Source organism: Flavobacterium pectinovorum (assembly GCF_022802975.1).
Classification (GTDB): domain Bacteria; phylum Bacteroidota; class Bacteroidia; order Flavobacteriales; family Flavobacteriaceae; genus Flavobacterium; species Flavobacterium pectinovorum_B.
On record NZ_JAFEVZ010000002.1, the window covers coordinates 81,913 to 102,448 of the forward strand.

Consider the following 20,536-nt stretch of genomic DNA (forward strand, 5'->3'; position numbering starts at 1 on the left):
TTTGAAAAAGGGGGCAACTCTCGAAACCGTTCAGTCGCCCCCTTTCCCAAATCGGGTCGGGCTATCCGCGCTACTTCGGTAGCCAGCTTCTATCCCTCACGCACTCTCATAACTTGAAAAATTTGTGATAATTTGTGCAATTTGTGGTTAAAAAATAATTAGGGCATTTGCCCAAAAAGTATAAAATATGAAGTTTAAAAATAAAATAATTGCTTTTCTAGGAGTTTCGTTATTTGTTTTACAAAATACAACAGCGCAAACCAACAGCCAACTAAAATTGTGGTACGACAAACCCGCAACAATCTGGAACGAAGCTTTGCCTTTGGGTAACGGCCGTTTGGGTGCAATGGTTTTTGGAGATCCCGCGGTGGAGCGTTTGCAATTGAACGAAGAAACCATTTGGGCGGGTTCGCCAAACAGCAATGCGCATACCAAATCAATTGAGGCTTTGCCAAAAGTAAGACAGCTGGTTTTCGAAGGGAAATTTGACGAAGCACAGGCTTTGGCGACACAGGATATTATGTCGCAAACCAATGACGGAATGCCGTATCAGACTTTTGGAAGCGCATATATTTCGTTTCCGGGGCATCAAAAATATACCAATTATTACCGTGATTTGGATATCGAAAACGCTACGGCAAAAGTGAAATACACCGTAAACGGAGTAGAATTTACCAGAGAAATTTTGACCTCGTTTTCAGATCAGGTGATTGTCGTGAAATTATCGGCAAGTCAGCCCGGACAGATTACGGCGAATGTTTTTATGAACAGCCCGATTGACAAAACCGTTCCGTCGACTGAAGGGAATCAAATTCTGCTTTCGGGAGTTGGAACTAATTTCGAAAACGTAAAAGGAAAAGTGAAATTTCAGGGACGAATCGAAGCCAAAAATAAAGGTGGAGAAGTTTCAGCAAGCAACGGAATTCTAATCATAAACAAAGCTGATGAGGTAACTCTTTACATTTCGATAGCGACCAATTTCAAAAACTATCAGGACATTACCGAAGACGAAGTAGCGAAAAGCAAATCGTTTTTAGAAAAAGCTTTACCGAAAAGTTTTGATGAAATCAAAAAAGCACACGTAGCCTATTATCAAAAATTCTTCAACAGAGTGGCTTTGGATTTAGGTTCAAACGATGCCATCAAAAAACCAACAAACGAAAGAATCCGTGATTTCAAAAATCAATTCGATCCGCAATTGACGAGTTTATATTTTCAGTTTGGACGTTATTTATTGATTTCGAGTTCACAGCCGGGCGGTCAGCCTGCTAATTTACAGGGAATTTGGAATGATATGGTAACTCCGCCCTGGGACAGTAAATACACAACCAATATAAATGCCGAGATGAATTATTGGCCGGCAGAAGTAACCAATCTTTCCGAAATGCACGAGCCTTTTATCCAAATGGCAAAAGAATTGAGCGCGACGGGAGCAGTAACAGCAAAAACAATGTACAATGCGAACGGCTGGGTCTTGCACCACAACACCGATATCTGGCGCGTAACCGCTCCGGTGGATTCTGCAACTTCGGGAATGTGGATGACAGGCGGTGCCTGGGTTTCGCAGGATTTGTGGGAACGCTATTTATACACAGGCGACATCAATTATTTAAAAGAAATTTATCCTGTGATTAAAGGAGCAGCAGATTTCTTTTTGGATTTTATGATTTCCGATCCCAACACAGGTTATTTGGTTGTGGTGCCGTCAAGTTCGCCTGAAAACACACACGCTGGCGGAACCGGAAAATCGACTATTGCTTCCGGAACAACGATGGACAATCAGTTAGTTTTTGATTTGTTTTCGAATGTGATTAAAGCTTCGAAACTAGTTGCACCGGATGAAAATTACACAAAAAAGTTAAGTGAAGCTTTGGCAAAAATGCCTCCGATGAAAATCGGAAAACACAGTCAGTTACAGGAATGGCAGGACGATTGGGATAATCCAAAAGACAATCACCGACACGTTTCCCATTTGTACGGCTTGTTTCCGAGTAATCAGATTTCGCCAATCAAAACACCGGAATTATTTGAAGGGGCCAAACAATCCTTAATTTACAGAACAGACGAATCAACAGGCTGGTCAATGGGCTGGAAAGTGAATTTGTGGGCCAGATTATTAGACGGAAATCACGCTTACAAACTGATTCAGGATCAATTGCATTTGGTAACCGCTGACCAAAGAAAAGGCGGTGGAACCTATCCAAATATGCTGGATGCACATCAGCCGTTTCAGATTGACGGTAACTTTGGCTGTACTGCCGGAATCGCCGAAATGCTGATGCAGAGTCAGGAAGATGCGATTCATTTATTGCCTGCGTTGCCAACAGTCTGGAAAGACGGAAGCATCAAAGGTTTGGTAACCCGAGGCGGATTTGTAATCGATATGACCTGGAAAAACAATAAAATTTCGACTTTGAAAGTGTACTCAAAATTAGGAGGAAACTGTCGATTGAAATTGGAAAACACGTTGAAAGCAGATAAAGGAATTACACTTAAAAAAGCAAAAGGGAAAAACCCAAATCCATTATTTTATGATGTGGAAGTAAAGAAACCAATTATTGCTAAAGAAGCAAAATTGCCTAAAGTCAAATTGCCGAAGTATAATGAATATGATGTGGAGATGAAAGCTGGGCAGACGTATAGTTTTTCTGCGAATTAAGTCTTGTTTGTCATTTCGACGTAAGGAGAAATCACACAAGTAGAGCACTCACTGTTGTGGAATATTGGATGTGATTTCTCCTCCGTCGAAATGACAAAACTGTGAGAAAAAACAGAATGAAAACCTTGCACGAGTAGAAATTAAATAAACGTGATTATTAGACCGCGTGAGTGATGGCAGTGGAGCTCTTTTTTTGAGAGGCTTTTTCAGCCGAACAAAAAAAAGCGGGAACGTACAGCACGACCCGAAGTTTTTCACGAAGGGTCACGCCCAAAAAATTAAAATAAATAGAATATGTTACACCAATTTAAATATAAAATAATGGCGATTGTCATTCTGATTTCGGCTTTGAACAGCGGTTGTAAATCGGTTGCGGGGCATTCTAAGAAAGGAACTTCTGTGGTTTTGAAAGCGGATAATTTTAAGCATTATGTGGATTATTTCAACACGATGGAAGACGAGAATCTGAAATTTGCGATTCCAAATGACAGCGCGTGGGCGTGGATGGAAAAGAATGTTCCGTTGTTTGAATGTCCACAGCAAAATTTTGAGGAGATTTATTATTATCGTTGGTGGACGGCTCGAAAACACATCAAGAAAACTCCACTTGGTTTCGGAATTACGGAGTTTTTAGTGGATCGTTCGTATGCCGATAAATACAATTTGATTGCGTGTGCAGTGGGGCATCATATCAATGAATTTCGCTGGGTGCATGATCCGCAGTACATTGAGCAGGATGTCAAAATTTGGTACCGTGGCAATGAGGGAAAACCGATGAACAAATTGTATAAATTCAGCAGTTGGACGGCCGATGCACTGTACAATCGGTATTTGGTGAATAAGGATGAAAAATTCTTATTGGATATGTATCCGGATATGGTTACGGATTATGCGGTTTGGGAAAAAGACCGTCAGCGCAAGGATGGTTTGTTTTGGCAACACGATGTAAAGGACGGTATGGAAGAATCGTTGAGTGGCGGGCGAAAAGTACAAAATGCAAGACCAACGATTAACAGTTATATGTATGGGAATGCGGTGGCGATTTCGAAAATGGCATCGATGAAAGGCGACAAAGAAGTGGAGGCAAAATTTAAAGCCAAAGCCGATGTTTTGCAACAATTGGTGGAAACGAAATTATGGAATCCGAAAAGTGAATTCTTTGAAACGTTTACCGAAAAAGATACGCTGGCACAAGTAAGAGAAGCGATAGGATTTATTCCGTGGTATTTTAATCTGCCACAAAAAGACAAAGGTTTTGAAAAAGCCTGGGAACAGATTAAGGATGAAAAAGGGTTTTCAGCGCCTTTTGGATTGACAACGGCAGAGCGCAGAAGTCTGCGTTTCAGAACCCACGGAACCGGAACCTGCGAATGGGACGGTGCAATTTGGCCTTTTGCGAGTTCACAGACTTTGACAGCTTTGGCGAATGTTCTGAACAATTACAATCAGAATTTCGTTGCGAAAACTGATTATTTCAAGCAAATGGATTTGTATGTGCAGTCGCAATATTACCGCGGAAAGCCATACATTGGAGAATATCTTGACGAAACTACTGGGTATTGGTTAATGGGAGACAAAGAACGTAGCCGTTATTACAATCACTCAACTTTTAACGATTTGATGATTACGGGATTAGTTGGTTTACGCCCGAGAGCGGATGAAAAGATTGAAGTAAATCCATTGATTCCACAGGAAAAATGGGATTGGTTTTGTTTGGATAATGTACTTTATCACGGAAATATAATTACGATTCTTTGGGATAAAACAGGAGAGAAGTATCATAAAGGAAAAGGGTTTAGGATTTTTAAGAATGGTAAGGAAATTGCTGTTTCAGAAAAATTGGAGAAATTAGTATCGGAATAAAAAGAATTGCACGCAGATTTGAACGGATTTAAGCAGATAAACGCAGATTTTTATCTCAATCTTACTCAAATAAAATCTGCCTAAATCTGTGAAATCTGCGTGAAATAAAAATTACAACTTATGAAAAAATCATTTCTATATACCTTCATCCTCATTGCATCGCTCTGTTTTTCTTTGGCGCAAGCCCAAAATAAGATCAGTGTAACCAATCTGCAATGCGAAATGCTGAACAATCCCGAAGGAATCGATGTACTCAAACCCCGTTTGAGCTGGCAGATAAAGTCGGATGTGAATGATGTAAAACAAACGGCCTATCAAATTATGGTTGCTTCGACTTTAGAAAATCTGAATGGGAACAAAGCTGATTTGTGGGATAGCGGAAAAGTAACAAGCAATGAATCGGTTAATATTATCTACAATGGAAAAAAGCTGGGAGACCGACAAAATGCATTTTGGAAAGTAACTGTTTTTACGAATAAAGGCGAAATTAAATCGGTAGAAAGTGCTCATTTCAGCATCGGAATTTTAACCTATGCCGACTGGAAATCGACTCGTTGGATTGGCTATGAAAAATTGTCGAAGGATGACAGTGTTTCGCAGTATTCGAGATTATCAGCACGTTATCTTCGAAAAGAAATCAACCTAAAAAAACAGGTGAAAAGTGCCAAGGTGTATATCATGGGAATGGGCTTGTATGAGCTGTACATTAACGGAAATAAAATTGGCGATCAGGTTTTGGCACCCGTTCCGACGGATTATACCAAAAACGTAAAATACAATGTTTTTGATGTGACTTCGCAATTAAAAGAAGGCAAAAATATGCTGGGAACCATTTTAGGAAACGGACGTTTTTTTGCGATGCGTCAGGACTACAAACCGTATAAAATAAAATCATTTGGTTTCCCGAAAATGGCTTTGCAGTTGTTTGTCGAATATACCGATGGAACCAAAGACATCATCCGAACTGACGACACCTGGAAACTAACCACTGACGGACCGATTTTGTCCAACAACGAATACGACGGAGAAGAATATGATGCCCGAAAGGAAATGAAAGGCTGGGCAACGACCAATTTTGACGATAAAAATTGGATAAATGCCAGATACGTTCAGGAACCGGGCGGTTTTTATGAAGCACAAATGTCGCCGAATATGAAAATTATGGGCGAGGTAAAACCAATTTCCATAAAAGCGACTTCAAAAGGAACTTATATTTTGGATATGGGTCAGAATATGGTGGGCTGGCTGCAACTTAAAGTAAAAGGAAAAAGTGGTGACCAAATCACAATGAAATTTGCCGAGTCTTTGCAAGCTGATGGTTCGTTGTACATTGCCAATTTGCGTGATGCGAAAACAACTGATGTGTATATACTGAAGGGCGAAGGCGAAGAAATCTGGGAACCACGATTTATATTTCACGGTTTTCGATTTGTCGAAATTTCAGGTTTCCCAACCAAACCAACTTTGGATAATTTCGTTGGAAAAGTGGTGTATGACGATATCAAAACCACCGGAACTTTCGAATCTTCGGATGCTACGATGAACCAGATTTTCAAAAATGCCTGGTGGGGAATCAGCGGAAATTACAAAGGAATGCCAATAGACTGTCCACAGCGAAACGAGCGTCAGCCTTGGTTGGGAGATCGTACGACGGGTGCTTATGGAGAAAGTTTTTTATTCGACAATCAGACTTTGTATGCCAAATGGCTTGATGATATTAAATACTCCCAAACACAGGATGGAGGATTGCCAGATGTGGCACCGGCTTTTTGGCGTTATTACGGCGATAATGTGACCTGGCCGGGAACCTACATCACGGTGGGTGATATGTTGTATCAACAATTTGGTGATAAAGAAGTGATCAAAAAACAATATCCGTCGATGAAAAAATGGATGGTGTATATGGAAGAAAATTATCTTCAAAATGATTTAATGGACAAGGACAAATACGGTGATTGGTGCGTTCCGCCGGAATCATTAGAGTTGATTCGTTCCAAAGATCCTACGCGTTTAACCGATGGACAATTATTGTCGAGTGCATTTTATTATCAGCTTTTGGGCATTATGAAAAAGTTTGCCAAAATCGCAAATGCAGAATCTGATATTGCTCACTATGATGATTTGACAACAAGAATCAAAAAAGCATTCAACGACAAATTTTTAAATACTGACAAAAATTACTACGATAATAATACCGTTACGGCAAATGTGTTGCCATTGGCTTTTGGGATGGTTCCTGAAAATTTAATAGACAAAGTTTTCCAAAATATGGTTCACGAAGTTGAGGTAACGAAAAACGGTCATATCAGCACAGGTGTAATTGGAACACAATTTTTGATGCGAACGCTGACAAACTTAGGAAGAGGAGATTTGGCTTTCAAACTGGCTTCCAACAAAACCTACCCGAGTTGGGGTTTTATGGTCGAAAACGGTGCCACAACCATTTGGGAATTATGGAACGGAAACACTGCAGACCCATCAATGAATTCGCAAAACCACGTGATGCTTTTGGGTGATTTACTGATTTGGTACTACGAAAATATGGCGGGTATCAAAAGCAATCCTGAAACTCCGGGTTTCAAACAAATCATTATGAAACCAGATTTCAATGCAGGGCTGACTTTTGTAAATGCATCTTACGAATCAATTTATGGCTTGATTAAAAGTGACTGGAAGAAAAACAAAAACACTTTAGAATGGAAAATTACCATTCCGGCCAATTCATCGGCTGTGGTGTATTTGCCAACAGGGAATGCTTCATCAGTAACGGTAAATAAGCAAAAACTGGCTCAATTTTCATCTTCTTATAAAACAGAAAACAATAACATAGTCCTGACTTTAGAATCTGGTTCTTATGTTTTGAATGTAAAATAAAAACACCTAAATTTTTCCTAATTCAGGACTGTACAGGTTGCAAAATCATTTATTTAGTGTTATTTTTACACTTAATAAATTTTTGCAGGCTTATTTTTGTATAATGCATTGAAAATAAACATAATAAATATTTAAAGAATAAATTGATGAAACTGAAACACATAACGATTGCCTTTTTTGGACTGCTGCTTTTGGGAAGCTGTAAATCGGCTTTGGAAAAAAAGACATGGAAAGAAGGAATTTTAGTAGATGAATTCATTTACGAAAAAGCGCCTTATCCGTCCTGCCATTCCGTAACGATTGTGGAAGCAACCAATGGAGATTTAGTTTCGGCCTGGTTTGGAGGATCACACGAAAGACATCCGGATGTTTGTATTTATTCGGCCATAAAACCAAAAGGAAGCGACAAATGGGGTGAACCCATTAAGGTAGCTGATGGTGTGATGAAAGACGGAACAAGATTTCCAACCTGGAATCCTGTTTTGTACCAAACTCCGGGAGGCGATTTAATGCTGTTTTATAAAATAGGACCAAAACCATCTGAGTGGTGGGGCGTTTACAGAACGTCTTCTGATGGTGGAAAAACCTGGTCTGATAAAATTGATATGCCAAGTAAAGATTTCTTGGGACCAATCAAAAACAAACCGGTTTTATTAAGTAACGGAACATTGTTGCTTCCTTCAAGTACCGAAGGAAATGGCTGGCATCTGCGTATGGAATCCACTCCTGATTTCGGAAAAACCTGGGTGATGGGCGATACAATTTCAAGAGGCAAACAAAAAATAAATGCTATTCAGCCAAGTATTTTGTTTCATAAAGACGGAAGCATTCAGGCAATTGGAAGAACGAAAAACAGAGCAATTTTTAGCACGTTTTCTAAAGACAACGGAAAAACCTGGTCGGATGTAGAACTAATCGGATTGCCAAACAACAACTCCGGAACTGATGCGGTAACATTGAAAAACGGAAAACACTTATTAGTTTACAACCACGTTCTGCCTCCGGGAAAAGAAGCCAAAGGGCCAAGAACACCTTTAAATCTTTCTATTTCTGATGACGGTATCAATTGGAAAGCGACATTAGTTTTGGAAGATTCAAAAATCAGCCAATACTCCTATCCGTCCATCATTCAGAGTTCAGACGGAATGGTGCATATTGTGTACACCTGGAGAAGAGAAAAACTGAAATATGTAAAAATCGATCCTAGAAAACTGATAGCACTTCCAATCAAAAACGGAATCTGGCCAGGACAGGAAGGCGTTGAAGTGAAGGCTGTGAAAGCGGAAGAGGAATAAAATATTTACAACAGAGTATCAGTAGAAGAATTTTAATCTCCATAATCTGCTAAATCTGCGAGAGTTAATTTTTTCACGCAGATTTAGCAGATCTGGCAGATTTTTTAATCAATTCAAATTCTTAATCTTTGGCAAAAAAACTCAATAAAATGAAATTTAATAATAGAAAAAACTTAATTATTGTAATTCTCCTTGTTTTGGCAGGAGCATTCAACAGCGAAGTTTCTGCACAATCCAACAAAAAGCAAAAATACAAAGTAGCTGTTTGCGACTGGATGATTTTAAAAAGACAAAAACTTGGAGCCTTTGGTTTGGCTAGCGAAATAAAAGCAGACGGAATCGAACTCGATATGGGCGGTTTGGGAAAAAGACCAACATTCGACAGCAAACTGGGCGATCCAATCGAAAGACAAAAGTTTCTGGATAAGTCCAAAGAAACAGGTGTTGGAATCAGTTCAATCGCAATGTCAGGGTTTTATGCACAATCCTTTGCCAAAAGAGATTCCATTAACTTGATGATTAACGATTGTGTGGCAACCATGAAAAATATGAAGGTGAAAGTCGCTTATCTTCCATTGGGTACGGAAAGCGATTTGACTAAAAATCCTGAACTGCGTCCGATCATCATCGAAAGATTAAAATGGGCAGGAAAACAAGTCGGTAAAATTGGTGGGGTAATTGCCATTGAAACTTCACTAAACGCTACAGAAGAAAAAAAGCTATTAGAAGAAATTGGCTGTAAACACATTAAAAGTTCTTTTAATTTTGCAAACGCAGTCGATAACGGAAGAGACATCGCAACCGAATTAAAGATTTTAGGCAAAAAACACCTGGCACAAATTCACGCTTCAACCACAGATACTGTCTGGCTTGAAAACGATAAAAATGTCGATATGCCAAAAATCAAAAAAACGCTGGACGAAATGAAATGGAGTGGCTGGCTTATTGTAGAACGTTCCCGCGACGTAACGCAGGTACATAACGTGAAAGCCAATTACGGAGCCAACGTAGCTTATTTAAAGCGCATTTTCCAGAATTAATATCAAAAAATCTGCCAAGTCTGCGTGAAAAATTAGCACGCAGATTTAAATTAATTTAAGCAGATTTGGCAGATTTTTATCATTCGCTAAGAATAAAAATTACAACACAATGAAATATCTAAGTTTATTCTTTTTAGGACTATATGCCACTTTTGCATCGGCACAAAACTCCAATTTTGGGGTTCAATTCTCGGATGCTATTATCAAAAGGTATCAGCCTACTATTGATGTTTTTGCAAATAAAGGCTGGGATCATACCAATAGTATTGTTCTGTACGGAATAGAAAAAACATATTCAAAGACCAAAAATCAAGCATATCTTAAATATGTTAAAGATTTTGTAGATTCGTTTGTTGATGAAAAAGGAAATATTAAAGAACTGAAACCTGAACTTGATGCGATACATCCGGGTATTTTGTGTTTGTCTTTGTATGAATACACGAAAGAAGAAAAATACAAAATTGCAGCTACTCAACTCAAAAAATATTTAGTTGGAACAAGTACGACTCCATCTCTATTTCATAAAACTCCAGACGGTGGGTATTGGCACAAAAATAACGGGCATTATGATGAGGTAATGACTATAGATGGCGTCTATATGGCGAACCCATTTCTTTTAAAGTATGGCATATTATTTAACGATACTGAAAGTATTGACATTGCATTGTTTCAAACTTTTTTAGCCGCCTCAAAAATGTTTAATATTGAAACACATTTGCCTTATCACGGTTATGATTATAAAAAAACAGAAATTTGGGCAAATTCTATTACAGGAACAGCTTCTTTTGTTTGGAGTAGAAATGTAGGTTGGTTTTCGATGGCATTAGCAGATATGTTAGAAGCACTTCCTGCTACTCACAAAGACTACAAAAGGCTATTGTATTTGTACCAACAATTAGCCATTGGCATAAAAAAAACTCAAAATACTACCGATGGTCTGTGGTGTCAATTGATAAGTTACAACAAACTAGCAGAAAACTATACAGAAACAAGTGGTTCAGGAATGATACTTTATGCCTTAAAAAAAGGACTAAATAATAACTGGTTAGATGCTTCTTATAATATTATTGTTGAAAATGGCTGGAACGGTTTCAAAAAATATATTGCAGTTTACACTGATGGAAAACCACAAATTAAATCTTTTTGTCCTGGAATGGGTATTAAAGATAGCATCAAAGAATATTTAGCTGTTCGCCCGGTTGATTGTCCATCGCCAACGTTTAAAAATCAACCTCATGGATATTGTGCGGTATTAATGGCTGCATCAGTTTTGGAAAAATAATTTATCTAACTTTTTTAATCTGTCAAAATCTGTGGCAAAAATCACGATTATAATTTGCGAAAATTTACTTCGTCAGTTCGCTGTCGCTCGTGTGCGCAATTTGTGGTCAAAAAATAAAAAAACAATGAAATATTTAAGTTTACTCTTTTTGGGATTAATTTCCACTTTTGTATCGGCGCAAAACATTACCATCGTTCGTGATGCCAAAGCACCAAGAGCACAATATGGAGCTGAAAAATTATCCGAAACCGCAGCAGCAAAAGGATTCAAAGTAGTTTTTGCTGACAAAGCACCTAAAAAATTAAAAGACAAAGTAATCGTCATTGGCGAAAAAGGAACCGATTTTTGGAAACAAAATACTAAAACGGCCAAAATCGACGACAGCCAATTAACCAAGAAAGAAGGCTTTCAAATCCGCACACAAAAAAATATTATTTACATTGAAGGAGCCGATGCAACCGGAGCTTTGTACGGAGTTTTGGAATTGGCGGACCGAATCAAAACTTCAGGTGAAATTCCTTCTGAAATTAATATAGAAGACAGTCCCGAAATGGTTTTGAGAGGATCTTGTATCGGAGTGCAAAAACCGGTTTATCTTCCGGGCAGGGACGTTTACGAATATCCATACACGCCCGAATCGTTCCCTTGGTTTTACGACAAAAAACTATGGACAAAATACTTGGATATGATGGTCGACAACCGACTAAATTCCCTGTATTTATGGAACGGACATCCGTTTGCTTCATTGGTAAAACTAAAAGATTATCCGTTTGCTTTGGAAGTAAGCGAAGAAGATTTCAAAAAGAACGAAGAAATTTATAACTACCTGACCGTAGAAGCCAACAAAAGAGGAATCTGGGTGATTCAGATGTTTTATAATATCATTGTTTCCAAACCTTTTGCAGAGCATTACAATATTAAAACCCAAGATCGTTCACGCCCAATTACGCCTGAAATTGCGGATTATACCAAAAAATCAATCACTGCTTTTATCGAAAAATATCCAAACGTAGGATTGTTGGTTTGTTTGGGAGAAGCCATCAACACCATCGATGATGACGTTGAATGGTTTACCAAAACAATTATTCCGGGAGTTCAGGACGGACTGAAAGCTTTAGGAAAAACACAGGAACCACCAATCATCCTTCGTGCTCACGACACCGATGCACCGCTGGTAATGGAAAAATCGCTTCCGTTGTATAAAAATCTATACACGATGCACAAATATAATGGCGAGTCCCTGACGACTTACACGCCACGCGGACCTTGGGGAGAAATTCATAAAAAGTTGAGTTCGCTAAATTCAGTTCATATTTCAAACGTACATATTTTGGCAAATCTGGAGCCTTTCCGTTACGGATCTCCTGATTTTATTCAGAAAACGGTTCAGGCAATGCACACTGCACACGGTGCCAATGCGCTTCACTTATATCCGCAGGCATCGTATTGGGACTGGCCTTACACGGCTGATAAAACCGATAAACGACTGCTGGAAATGGATCGTGACTGGATTTGGTACAAAGCCTGGGCGAGATATGCGTGGGAAAGCAACAGAGACAGAACAGCCGAAATTCAGTTTTGGGACAAGCAATTGGGAGATAAATTCGGAACCGATGCCGAAGGTGCCAATAATATTCTGAAAGCTTACGAAGAAGCAGGAGAAATTGCCCCAAAAACATTAAGACGTTTCGGAATTACCGAAGGAAATCGTCAAACTTTATTGTTAGGAATGTTCGAAAGTCAATTAGTAAATCCAGCCAAATGGAGAGTGTATCCGGGATTCCACGAATCTTGCGGACCAGTTGGAGAATTGCTTTTGGAATACGCCAAAAAAGAATGGAACAAAGAACCGCACGTTGGTGAATTGCCAACACAAATCATCGCCGAAATTACGCAACACGGAAAATTAGCCGTAGAAGCCATCGATAAAGCCGAGTCAAAAGTGACGAAAGACAAGGATGAATTCCTGCGTCTGAAAAACGATATGCACGCTTACAAAGCCTTCGCCGATTTCTTTTCGGAAAAAGTAAAAGCGGCCATTTTGGTATTGCGTTACAGCTATTCTAACGAAATTGCGGATTTGGATAAAGCCCTTCCGCATCTTGAAGAAAGCATCAAACACTATGAATTATTGGTGAATCTAACCAAAGATCATTATTTGTATGCCAACAGCATGCAGACCGCACAACGCCGAATTCCGATTGGTGGCGATGACGGAAACAATAAAACCTGGGCAGAATTATTGCCGCATTATGAAAGAGAATTAGCTAATTTCAAACGAAATTTGGAACTTCTAAAATCGTCAAAAGATGGAAAAGTTGTAATCAAAGAAAGTAAGCCGTGGAAAACAGCTGAAGTAACTTTATTAAGTGAAAGCAAAGGAACTTACGCAGTCAAAAACGGAACAAAAGTGTACGGAACGCCAATTTCGGAACTGACAAAAATAGCTCCTGAACTGAAAAACCTAAAAGGAATTACATTCGATGAAGCCTCACAAAACGAAAACGGAACACACCTGAAATTCAAAAACACCAAAGCCGTAAAACTGGTGGTGGGTTATTTTAATTCCGATCAGAAAAGATTTTTATTCCCGCCAAGTCTGGAAACAGATGCAGCCGGAAATGCACACGGACAGGCCGAAGTGATTTTGGCAAGTGCGATGAATTTGAAGGAATTACCAAGAATTAATATTCACACCTACACCTTTCAACCGGGTGAAAACAAACTCGATTTAGGCAAAGGAAGAGTACTGATTTTAGGCTTCATTGATGCCGACCAAACCATGACAACCCGTGATGTAGGTTACATCGATGCAGGCGAAAAAGGTGCGGTAGACTGGTTGTTTTATTAAAGAAAAAATCTCCCGCAGATTTAACAGATATTGCAGATTTTATTTTTAATCTGCTCAATCAGCCACCCGAGCGATAGCGAAAAGGCGGAGCAAATCTGCGGGAGAAATAAAAAATATTTTGATTATATTTTGGGCGTGTCCCTCCGTGAAAAACTACGGGTCGTGCTATCCGCTATATCTTTTGGGGTGAACCCCGCCCCAAAAGGATGTCGCTGCTATCCCTCACGCAAATACGAGTCATTGCGAGGAACGAAGCAATCTCATAAGGAGAGGATTTAGGTTAAGAATGATAAACACAATCTTGTCATCCCGAGGAACGAGGGGTCTCCGCAAGATGCTCTACAAAGATTGGCAACATTTCTTTGCGGAGTTACTAATGGAGATTTCTCCTTCGTCGAAATGACAAACAAGGAGCATAAAAGAATCCAACTTAAATAACCTTATATAACTTATATGGTTGAAGAAATATGAAGAAAATAGTTTTTTTTATTTTTTGTTTTTTTGTAGGTGCTTGCTTTGTATGGAGTCAAAGTAGCAAGGAATCGGCGAAGTTTCGTAAAGAAGTTTCGCTGAATGCCTCCTGGGAAACTATTGTGTTGAATCAGCTTCCGGAAAAGGAAGAAACTTTTGTACAAAATCCAAAAGTAGATTCACAATGGCAAAAAGTAAATGTACCTCACAACTGGGATCAGTATTACGGTTTTCTAAGAACCAAACACGGCAATTTGCACGGAACTGCCTGGTATCACAAAACACTGCAATTAGACAAAAAAGACAATTCCAAAAGACTTTTCCTCTTTTTCGAAGGAGTGAGTTCTTATGCTACAGTTTGGGTAAACGGCAAAAAAGTAGGCGAACACAAAGGAGGAAGAACCACTTTTACAGTCGATATTACAAAAGCCGTTTCTTTCGAAAAAACAAATGACATAATAGTTAAAGCCTCACATCCATCATTTATTGCCGATTTGCCTTGGGTTTGCGGAGGCTGTTCAGGAGAGTGGGGATTCTCAGAAGGCTCACAGCCAATGGGGATTTTCAGACCTGTAACTTTGGTCGTTACCGATGAAGTTCGAATAGAGCCTTTCGGCGTTCACATTTGGAATGACAAAGCAACTTCCAAAGAAAAAGCAATCCTGAACATTACGACCGAAATCAAAAATTACGGAACTTCAAACCGAAACCTAACTATCGAAAACATCCTTTTTGATAAAAACGGAAAGAAAGTGGTTAGCGTAAAAAGTGATATCAAAAACACTTCAGGAGAAACAAAACAAATAGCACAAACACTTCCCGAAATTGCAAACCCAAAACTATGGTCGCCAGCAAATCCGTATTTATATCAATTGGTAACGACCATTTTTGAAAACGGAAAAAAAATAGACGAGCTAAAAACGCCTTACGGAATCCGTTGGGTAAGCTGGCCCGTGAGCCGTGACGGTAAAGACAATCGTTTTTTCATAAACGACGAACCTCTATTCATTAATGGAACCTGCGAATACGAACATTTAATTGGGAACAGCCATTCGTTTTCAAATGATCAGATTCATTCCCGAATCGAGCAAATCAAAGCTGGCGGTTTCAATGCTTTCCGCGAAGCACACCAACCGCATAATTTAGAATATCAAAAAGAACTGGATGAAAACGGGATCCTATTCTGGAGTCAGTTTTCGGCACATATCTGGTATGATACACCCGAATTCAAAGAGAATTTTAAAACCTTATTACGAGAATGGATTAAAGAACGCCGAAACAATGCTTCGGTTGTGATGTGGGGACTGCAAAACGAAAGTACCATTCCGGCAGCATTTGCCGAAGAATGTACTAAAATCATCCGTGAAATGGATCCGCTTTCGGCTTCGCAACGCATCGTAACCACTTGCAACGGAGGCGAAGGAACCGATTGGAATGTCGTTCAAAACTGGTCAGGAACCTATGGTGGCGATCCGTTTAATTACGATGTCGAAATGAGTAAACAATTGCTAAATGGCGAATACGGTGCCTGGCGTTCACACGATCTCCACACCGAAGGCGAATTCGACCAAAAAGGAATTTTAAGCGAAAACCGTTTCTCGCAATTAATGGAAATAAAAGTCCGTGAAGCCGAATCGGTAAAAGATAAAATTGCAGGACAGTTCAACTGGCTTTTTGCCTCGCACGAAAATCCGGGACGTTCTCAAAACGGTGAAGGTTTCAGGGATATAGACAAGGTTGGGCCAGTCAATTACAAAGGACTTTTCAGCATTTGGGGCGAACCTCTGGATGCCTATTATATGTACCGTGCCAATTATGTTTCGAACAAAACTAACCCAATGGTGTACATCGTATCGCACACCTGGCCGAATCGTTGGGATGCTCCGGGAATTAAAAACGGAATCGATGTCTATTCGAATTGTGATGAGGTGGAATTGTTTAATGACATCAATAAAGCATCACTTGGAAAACTAAAAAATCCGGGATTGGGACAGCATTTTCAGTTTAATAATGTCAACATTCAATACAATGTTTTGTATGCCGTTGGTTATGTAAACGGAAAAGCAGTTGCCAAAGATTATATCGTTTTGAATGGTTTGCCAAAAGCACCGAATCTCAATACTTTAGATACGAAAAACGAAACAATATTAAAACCTAAAAAAGGCTACAATTATATTTACAGAGTCAATTCCGGAGGAAGTGAAATCAAAGATTCTAACGGAAATGTTTGGCAGGCAGACGTTCATAAAAGTGGAGAAAACACTTGGGGTTCTTTGTCGTGGACGGATAATTTCAAACAATTACCTGATTTTTATGCCAGCCAGCGAAGCACTTTCGACCCAATTTCGGGTACAAAAAACTGGGGTTTATTTCAGAGTTTCAGATACGGAATTGACAAATTGCGTTACGAATTCCCAGCACCTGACGGAGAATATCTGGTAGAATTATATTTCACAGAACCCTGGTACGGAACCGGTGGCGGACTCGATTGCAAAGGCTGGCGTTTGTTTGACATTGCTATCAACGATAATGTGGTTTTGAAAGATTTGGATATTTGGAGTGAAGTGGGACACGATTCGGCGCTAAAGAAAACCTTTGTTGTAAAAAGCAAAAATGGTAAAATCACGATTTCTTTCCCAAATGTAAAAGCGAGTCAGGCTATGATTTCAGCAATAGCTGTTGCAACCAAAGATAAGTCGGTAAAAGGAGCTTTGGCTTCGCCTAGAAATATTCAGAACGCTACATCTAATTCAGAAACTAAAATTGGTTCGTGGCTGGATATTAATTCGAAACAATATTTGGATTCGGAAGTTGTGTTTACGCAATTACCTGCTGAAGTTTTTGGTGCTGATTATTTACAATTATCTTCTAATGCAAAACCTTCAGGTTCATTTATAACTAAAGAAGATTCAGTAATTTATCTTTTTAGTACATCAAAAGATTCTATTTCAGGCTACAAAAGAATGACTGAAACCGTTAAAAATTCAGATAAAGTTGAATTTTCAGTTTTCCATAAAAAAGTAAAAAAGGGAGAAAAAGTAGTTTTTGAAAATTCAATTGCAGTTGTTCCAACCTACGATATGGGTGAAAAAGACGATTCAAGACCCGTTGTACTTTTAGAAGCCGAAACTGCCAAAACCACTGGAACCGGAATCGAAAAAGGCAATTTCAAAAAAGCAGATTATATCGAATTCAAAGAAAAAACAAAAAACAGCATTCAGTTTGAAGTAAAACCCGGAGTTGCTGGAATTTACCTGATGCGTTTCCGATTTATGAACCGAAACGAAACCCCGTTGAAGGTCAAATTCAAAATGGAAGATGCCTACGGAATTATGATGCGAAACGATTCTATTGAATTTCCATCTGCTACCGAGAAATGGAAAGTTTTAAACACAACTTCCGGCGGATATATCAACGCAGGAACCTATAAAATCACGATAGAATCTGATGATTTGAAAGGATTGATGTTGGATAATTTCGAGTTTCAATAACCGTCATTGCGAGGAACGAAGCAATCACATAAAGTGAGCACGCACTGTTGTAGAATATTGGATGTGATTTCTCCTTACGTCGAAAATGACAAACTTTGTGTAAAATTTAGATTAGAATAAAAAAATAAAGTTTATGAACATGTATAAAAACATTTTTCAAAAAATTGCAATAGCCTTAACAATACTGCTTTCAATAGCAGGTTTCGCACAAGCCAAAAAAGCCAGAATTATTGAAGATTTCAATAAAAACTGGAATTTCAAATTAGGGGATCATCCACAGGCAACCAATGTTGATTTCAGCACTACGGATTGGGAAAATTTACAACTGCCTCACGATTGGAGTATCGAAGGCGCATTCAATAAAGATTTTTCAACAGGATCTAAGCAAGGATTTTTGCCGGCAGGAAAAGGCTGGTATCGCAAAACATTTGTCTTGTCAAAAGATTGGGAAAGCAAATCGATTTCGATAGAATTTGATGGTGTTTTCAAGAACAGCGAAGTTTTTATTAACGGCCATTCGTTGGGAATTCGACCTAGTGGGTACATTTCTTTTGCCTATGAAATGACTCCTTACTTGCATTTTGGAAAACAAGAAAATATTATTGCCGTAAAAGTCGATAACGATGCACAGCCCAATTCCAGATGGTACACCGGTTCTGGAATTTACAGAAACGTACGTTTGGTGGCTGTCGAAAAATTGCACGTAGCACATTGGGGAACGTATGTAACCACTCCCAAAATCAGCAAAGAAAAAGCATCGGTACATTTTGAGGCGACCATAGAAAATAAAGCAAATACTGAAAAAGAATTCAAATTCATCACCTCCATTGTAGATACTAAAAATAAAGAAGTAGCTAATGCGGTGTCAACAGAAAAAATAGGTGCCAATTCCAATTCTAAAAAAACACATAATTTGGAAGTGAAAAACCCAAATTTATGGGATACCGAAAATCCGTATTTGTATAAGGTGCTTACCAAAATTTACGAGAATAAAAAATTAGTTGATACTTATGAAACACCATTAGGAATTCGATTTTTCTCTTTTGATGCCGAAAAAGGATTCTCTTTAAACGGAAAACCAATCAAAATATATGGAGTTTGTCTGCATCACGACAACGGTGCTTTAGGGTCTGTAGAAAACATTCACGCCGTCCGCAGAAAACTGACTTTACTGAAAGAAATGGGTTGCAATGCCATCCGTATGTCGCATAATCCGCATTCGTTGGAGATGATGCAATTGTGTGATGAAATGGGTTTCATTGTCCAGGACGAAGCATTTGATGTTTGGAAAAAACCAAAAGTAAAGAATGATGCTCACAAAGAATGGGATGCCTGGTACAAAAGAGATTTAGAAGATTTAATTTTGAGAGACCGCAATAATCCGTCGGTGATGATGTGGAGCATTGGAAACGAAATCCGTGAACAATTCGACAGCACGGGAATTGCGATTACCAGAGAATTGGCGCAAATCGTAAAAAATCTGGATACCACTCGTCCAATAACAAGTGCGTTGACAGAGAATGTTCCGGAGAAAAATTTTATTTATCAATCAGGTGCTTTGGATTTATTGGGATTCAATTACAAGCATGAAGATTACACAACCTTTCCAACCCGTTTCAAAGGGCAAAAAATAATTGCTTCTGAGACTGTTTCTGCTCTTGAAACCCGCGGACATTATGACCAGCCTTCGGATGTGGTTAAAGCGTGGCCCGTTAAATACGGAGAGAAATTTGATGGCAATGCAGACTGGACGGTTTCGGCTTACGATAATGTAAAATCATTTTGGGGTTCGACGCACGAAGAAAGCTGGAAAGCGATAAAAAATTCCGATTTCATTGCAGGTACTTTTGTCTGGACTGGTCTTGATTATATAGGTGAACCCGATCCATATCCATTTCCGGCACGCAGTTCGTATTTCGGAATCATCGATTTGGCCGGACTTCCAAAAGATGTCTATTATATGTACCAAAGCGAATGGGCAAAGAAACCCGTTTTGCACATCTTTCCGCACTGGAACTGGCAAAAAGACCAGGAAGTCGATGTTTGGGCGTATTACAACAATGCCGATGAAGTAGAATTGTTCCTGAACGGAAAATCATTAGGCAAAAAATCCAAACAAAACGACGATCTGCATATTTTTTGGCGTGTAAAATTCGAACAGGGAACCTTAAAAGCCATTTCCAGAAAAGATGGAAAAGTAGTTTTGGAAAAAGAAATTCACACCGCTGGACCGGCTTCCAAAATAGATTTAAAAAGCGACAAAACAGCCATTAAAAATGATGGTTACGAATTAGTTTATGTAACCATTTCGATTCAGGACAAAGACGGAAACCTATCACCAAATGCCAATGACCTGATTAACTTTGAAGTTACAGGCGGAGGAAAATTAGTTGGAGTTGACAACGGTTATCAGGCAGGTTTGGATTCGTTCAAAGCGAGTTCCTGCAAAGTTTATAACGGAAAATGCATCGCCATCATCCAGTCGAACGGAAAGAAAGAAAAGATTCAGTTAAAAGCTTCTACAGCCAACGGAATTGCACCTGCAACGATTGATGTAAAAGTTGAATAACCACTTTAAGGAAATAATTGTATTCAAAACTCCATTAGCGATAATGGAGTTTTTTGTTTTATGATTTGTGATAATTTTTCCTATATTGTCAGGAATAAATATTGATGTCATTTATGATAAAAATGCTAGGCCAATTGAATA

At 38.9% G+C, this 20,536-nt stretch carries 9 protein-coding genes; all 9 read left to right on the forward strand.

From position 1 onward, the window contains the following. Positions 1–187 precede the first annotated feature (187 nt). The 9 genes from FLV_RS02895 (at position 188) to FLV_RS02935 (ending at position 20,395) form a co-directional block, all read left to right on the forward strand. A complete protein-coding gene (locus tag FLV_RS02895) occupies positions 188–2,659 on the forward strand; it encodes a glycosyl hydrolase family 95 catalytic domain-containing protein (RefSeq protein ID WP_243230610.1) in 2,472 nt (823 codons plus the stop codon). 294 nt (positions 2,660–2,953) lie between these two features. Then, positions 2,954–4,522, forward strand: coding sequence for an MGH1-like glycoside hydrolase domain-containing protein (locus FLV_RS02900; protein WP_243230611.1), 1,569 nt, complete (start codon positions 2,954–2,956; stop codon positions 4,520–4,522). A 120-nt stretch (positions 4,523–4,642) separates the two neighbouring features. Then, positions 4,643–7,396 carry a glycoside hydrolase family 78 protein gene (locus FLV_RS02905; protein ID WP_243230612.1) on the forward strand — a complete coding sequence of 918 codons (2,754 nt, stop codon included), beginning with the start codon at positions 4,643–4,645 and terminating at the stop codon, positions 7,394–7,396. A 146-nt stretch (positions 7,397–7,542) separates the two neighbouring features. Continuing rightward, positions 7,543–8,691: a sialidase family protein gene (locus tag FLV_RS02910; RefSeq protein ID WP_243230613.1), complete on the forward strand. Its 1,149-nt coding sequence runs from the start codon at positions 7,543–7,545 to the stop codon at positions 8,689–8,691. A 149-nt stretch (positions 8,692–8,840) separates the two neighbouring features. Next, entirely contained in the window at positions 8,841–9,731 is an 891-nt protein-coding gene (locus tag FLV_RS02915; RefSeq protein WP_243230614.1) for a sugar phosphate isomerase/epimerase family protein, read from the forward strand. A gap of 109 nt (positions 9,732–9,840) precedes the next feature. Further along, positions 9,841–11,013: a glycoside hydrolase family 105 protein gene (locus FLV_RS02920; protein WP_243230616.1), complete on the forward strand. Its 1,173-nt coding sequence runs from the start codon at positions 9,841–9,843 to the stop codon at positions 11,011–11,013. Between the two features lie 124 nt (positions 11,014–11,137). Then, the gene (locus FLV_RS02925) at positions 11,138–13,864 is read left to right on the forward strand and encodes a glycoside hydrolase family 20 zincin-like fold domain-containing protein (RefSeq protein WP_243230618.1); all 2,727 of its coding nucleotides are present in this window, start codon (positions 11,138–11,140) and stop codon (positions 13,862–13,864) included. Positions 13,865–14,331: 467 nt separating this feature from the next. Continuing rightward, complete coding sequence (locus FLV_RS02930; RefSeq protein ID WP_243230620.1) at positions 14,332–17,826, forward strand: malectin domain-containing carbohydrate-binding protein; 3,495 nt, start codon at positions 14,332–14,334, stop codon at positions 17,824–17,826. A 133-nt stretch (positions 17,827–17,959) separates the two neighbouring features. Further along, complete coding sequence (locus FLV_RS02935; RefSeq protein ID WP_243230621.1) at positions 17,960–20,395, forward strand: sugar-binding domain-containing protein; 2,436 nt, start codon at positions 17,960–17,962, stop codon at positions 20,393–20,395. Positions 20,396–20,536 lie beyond the last annotated feature (141 nt).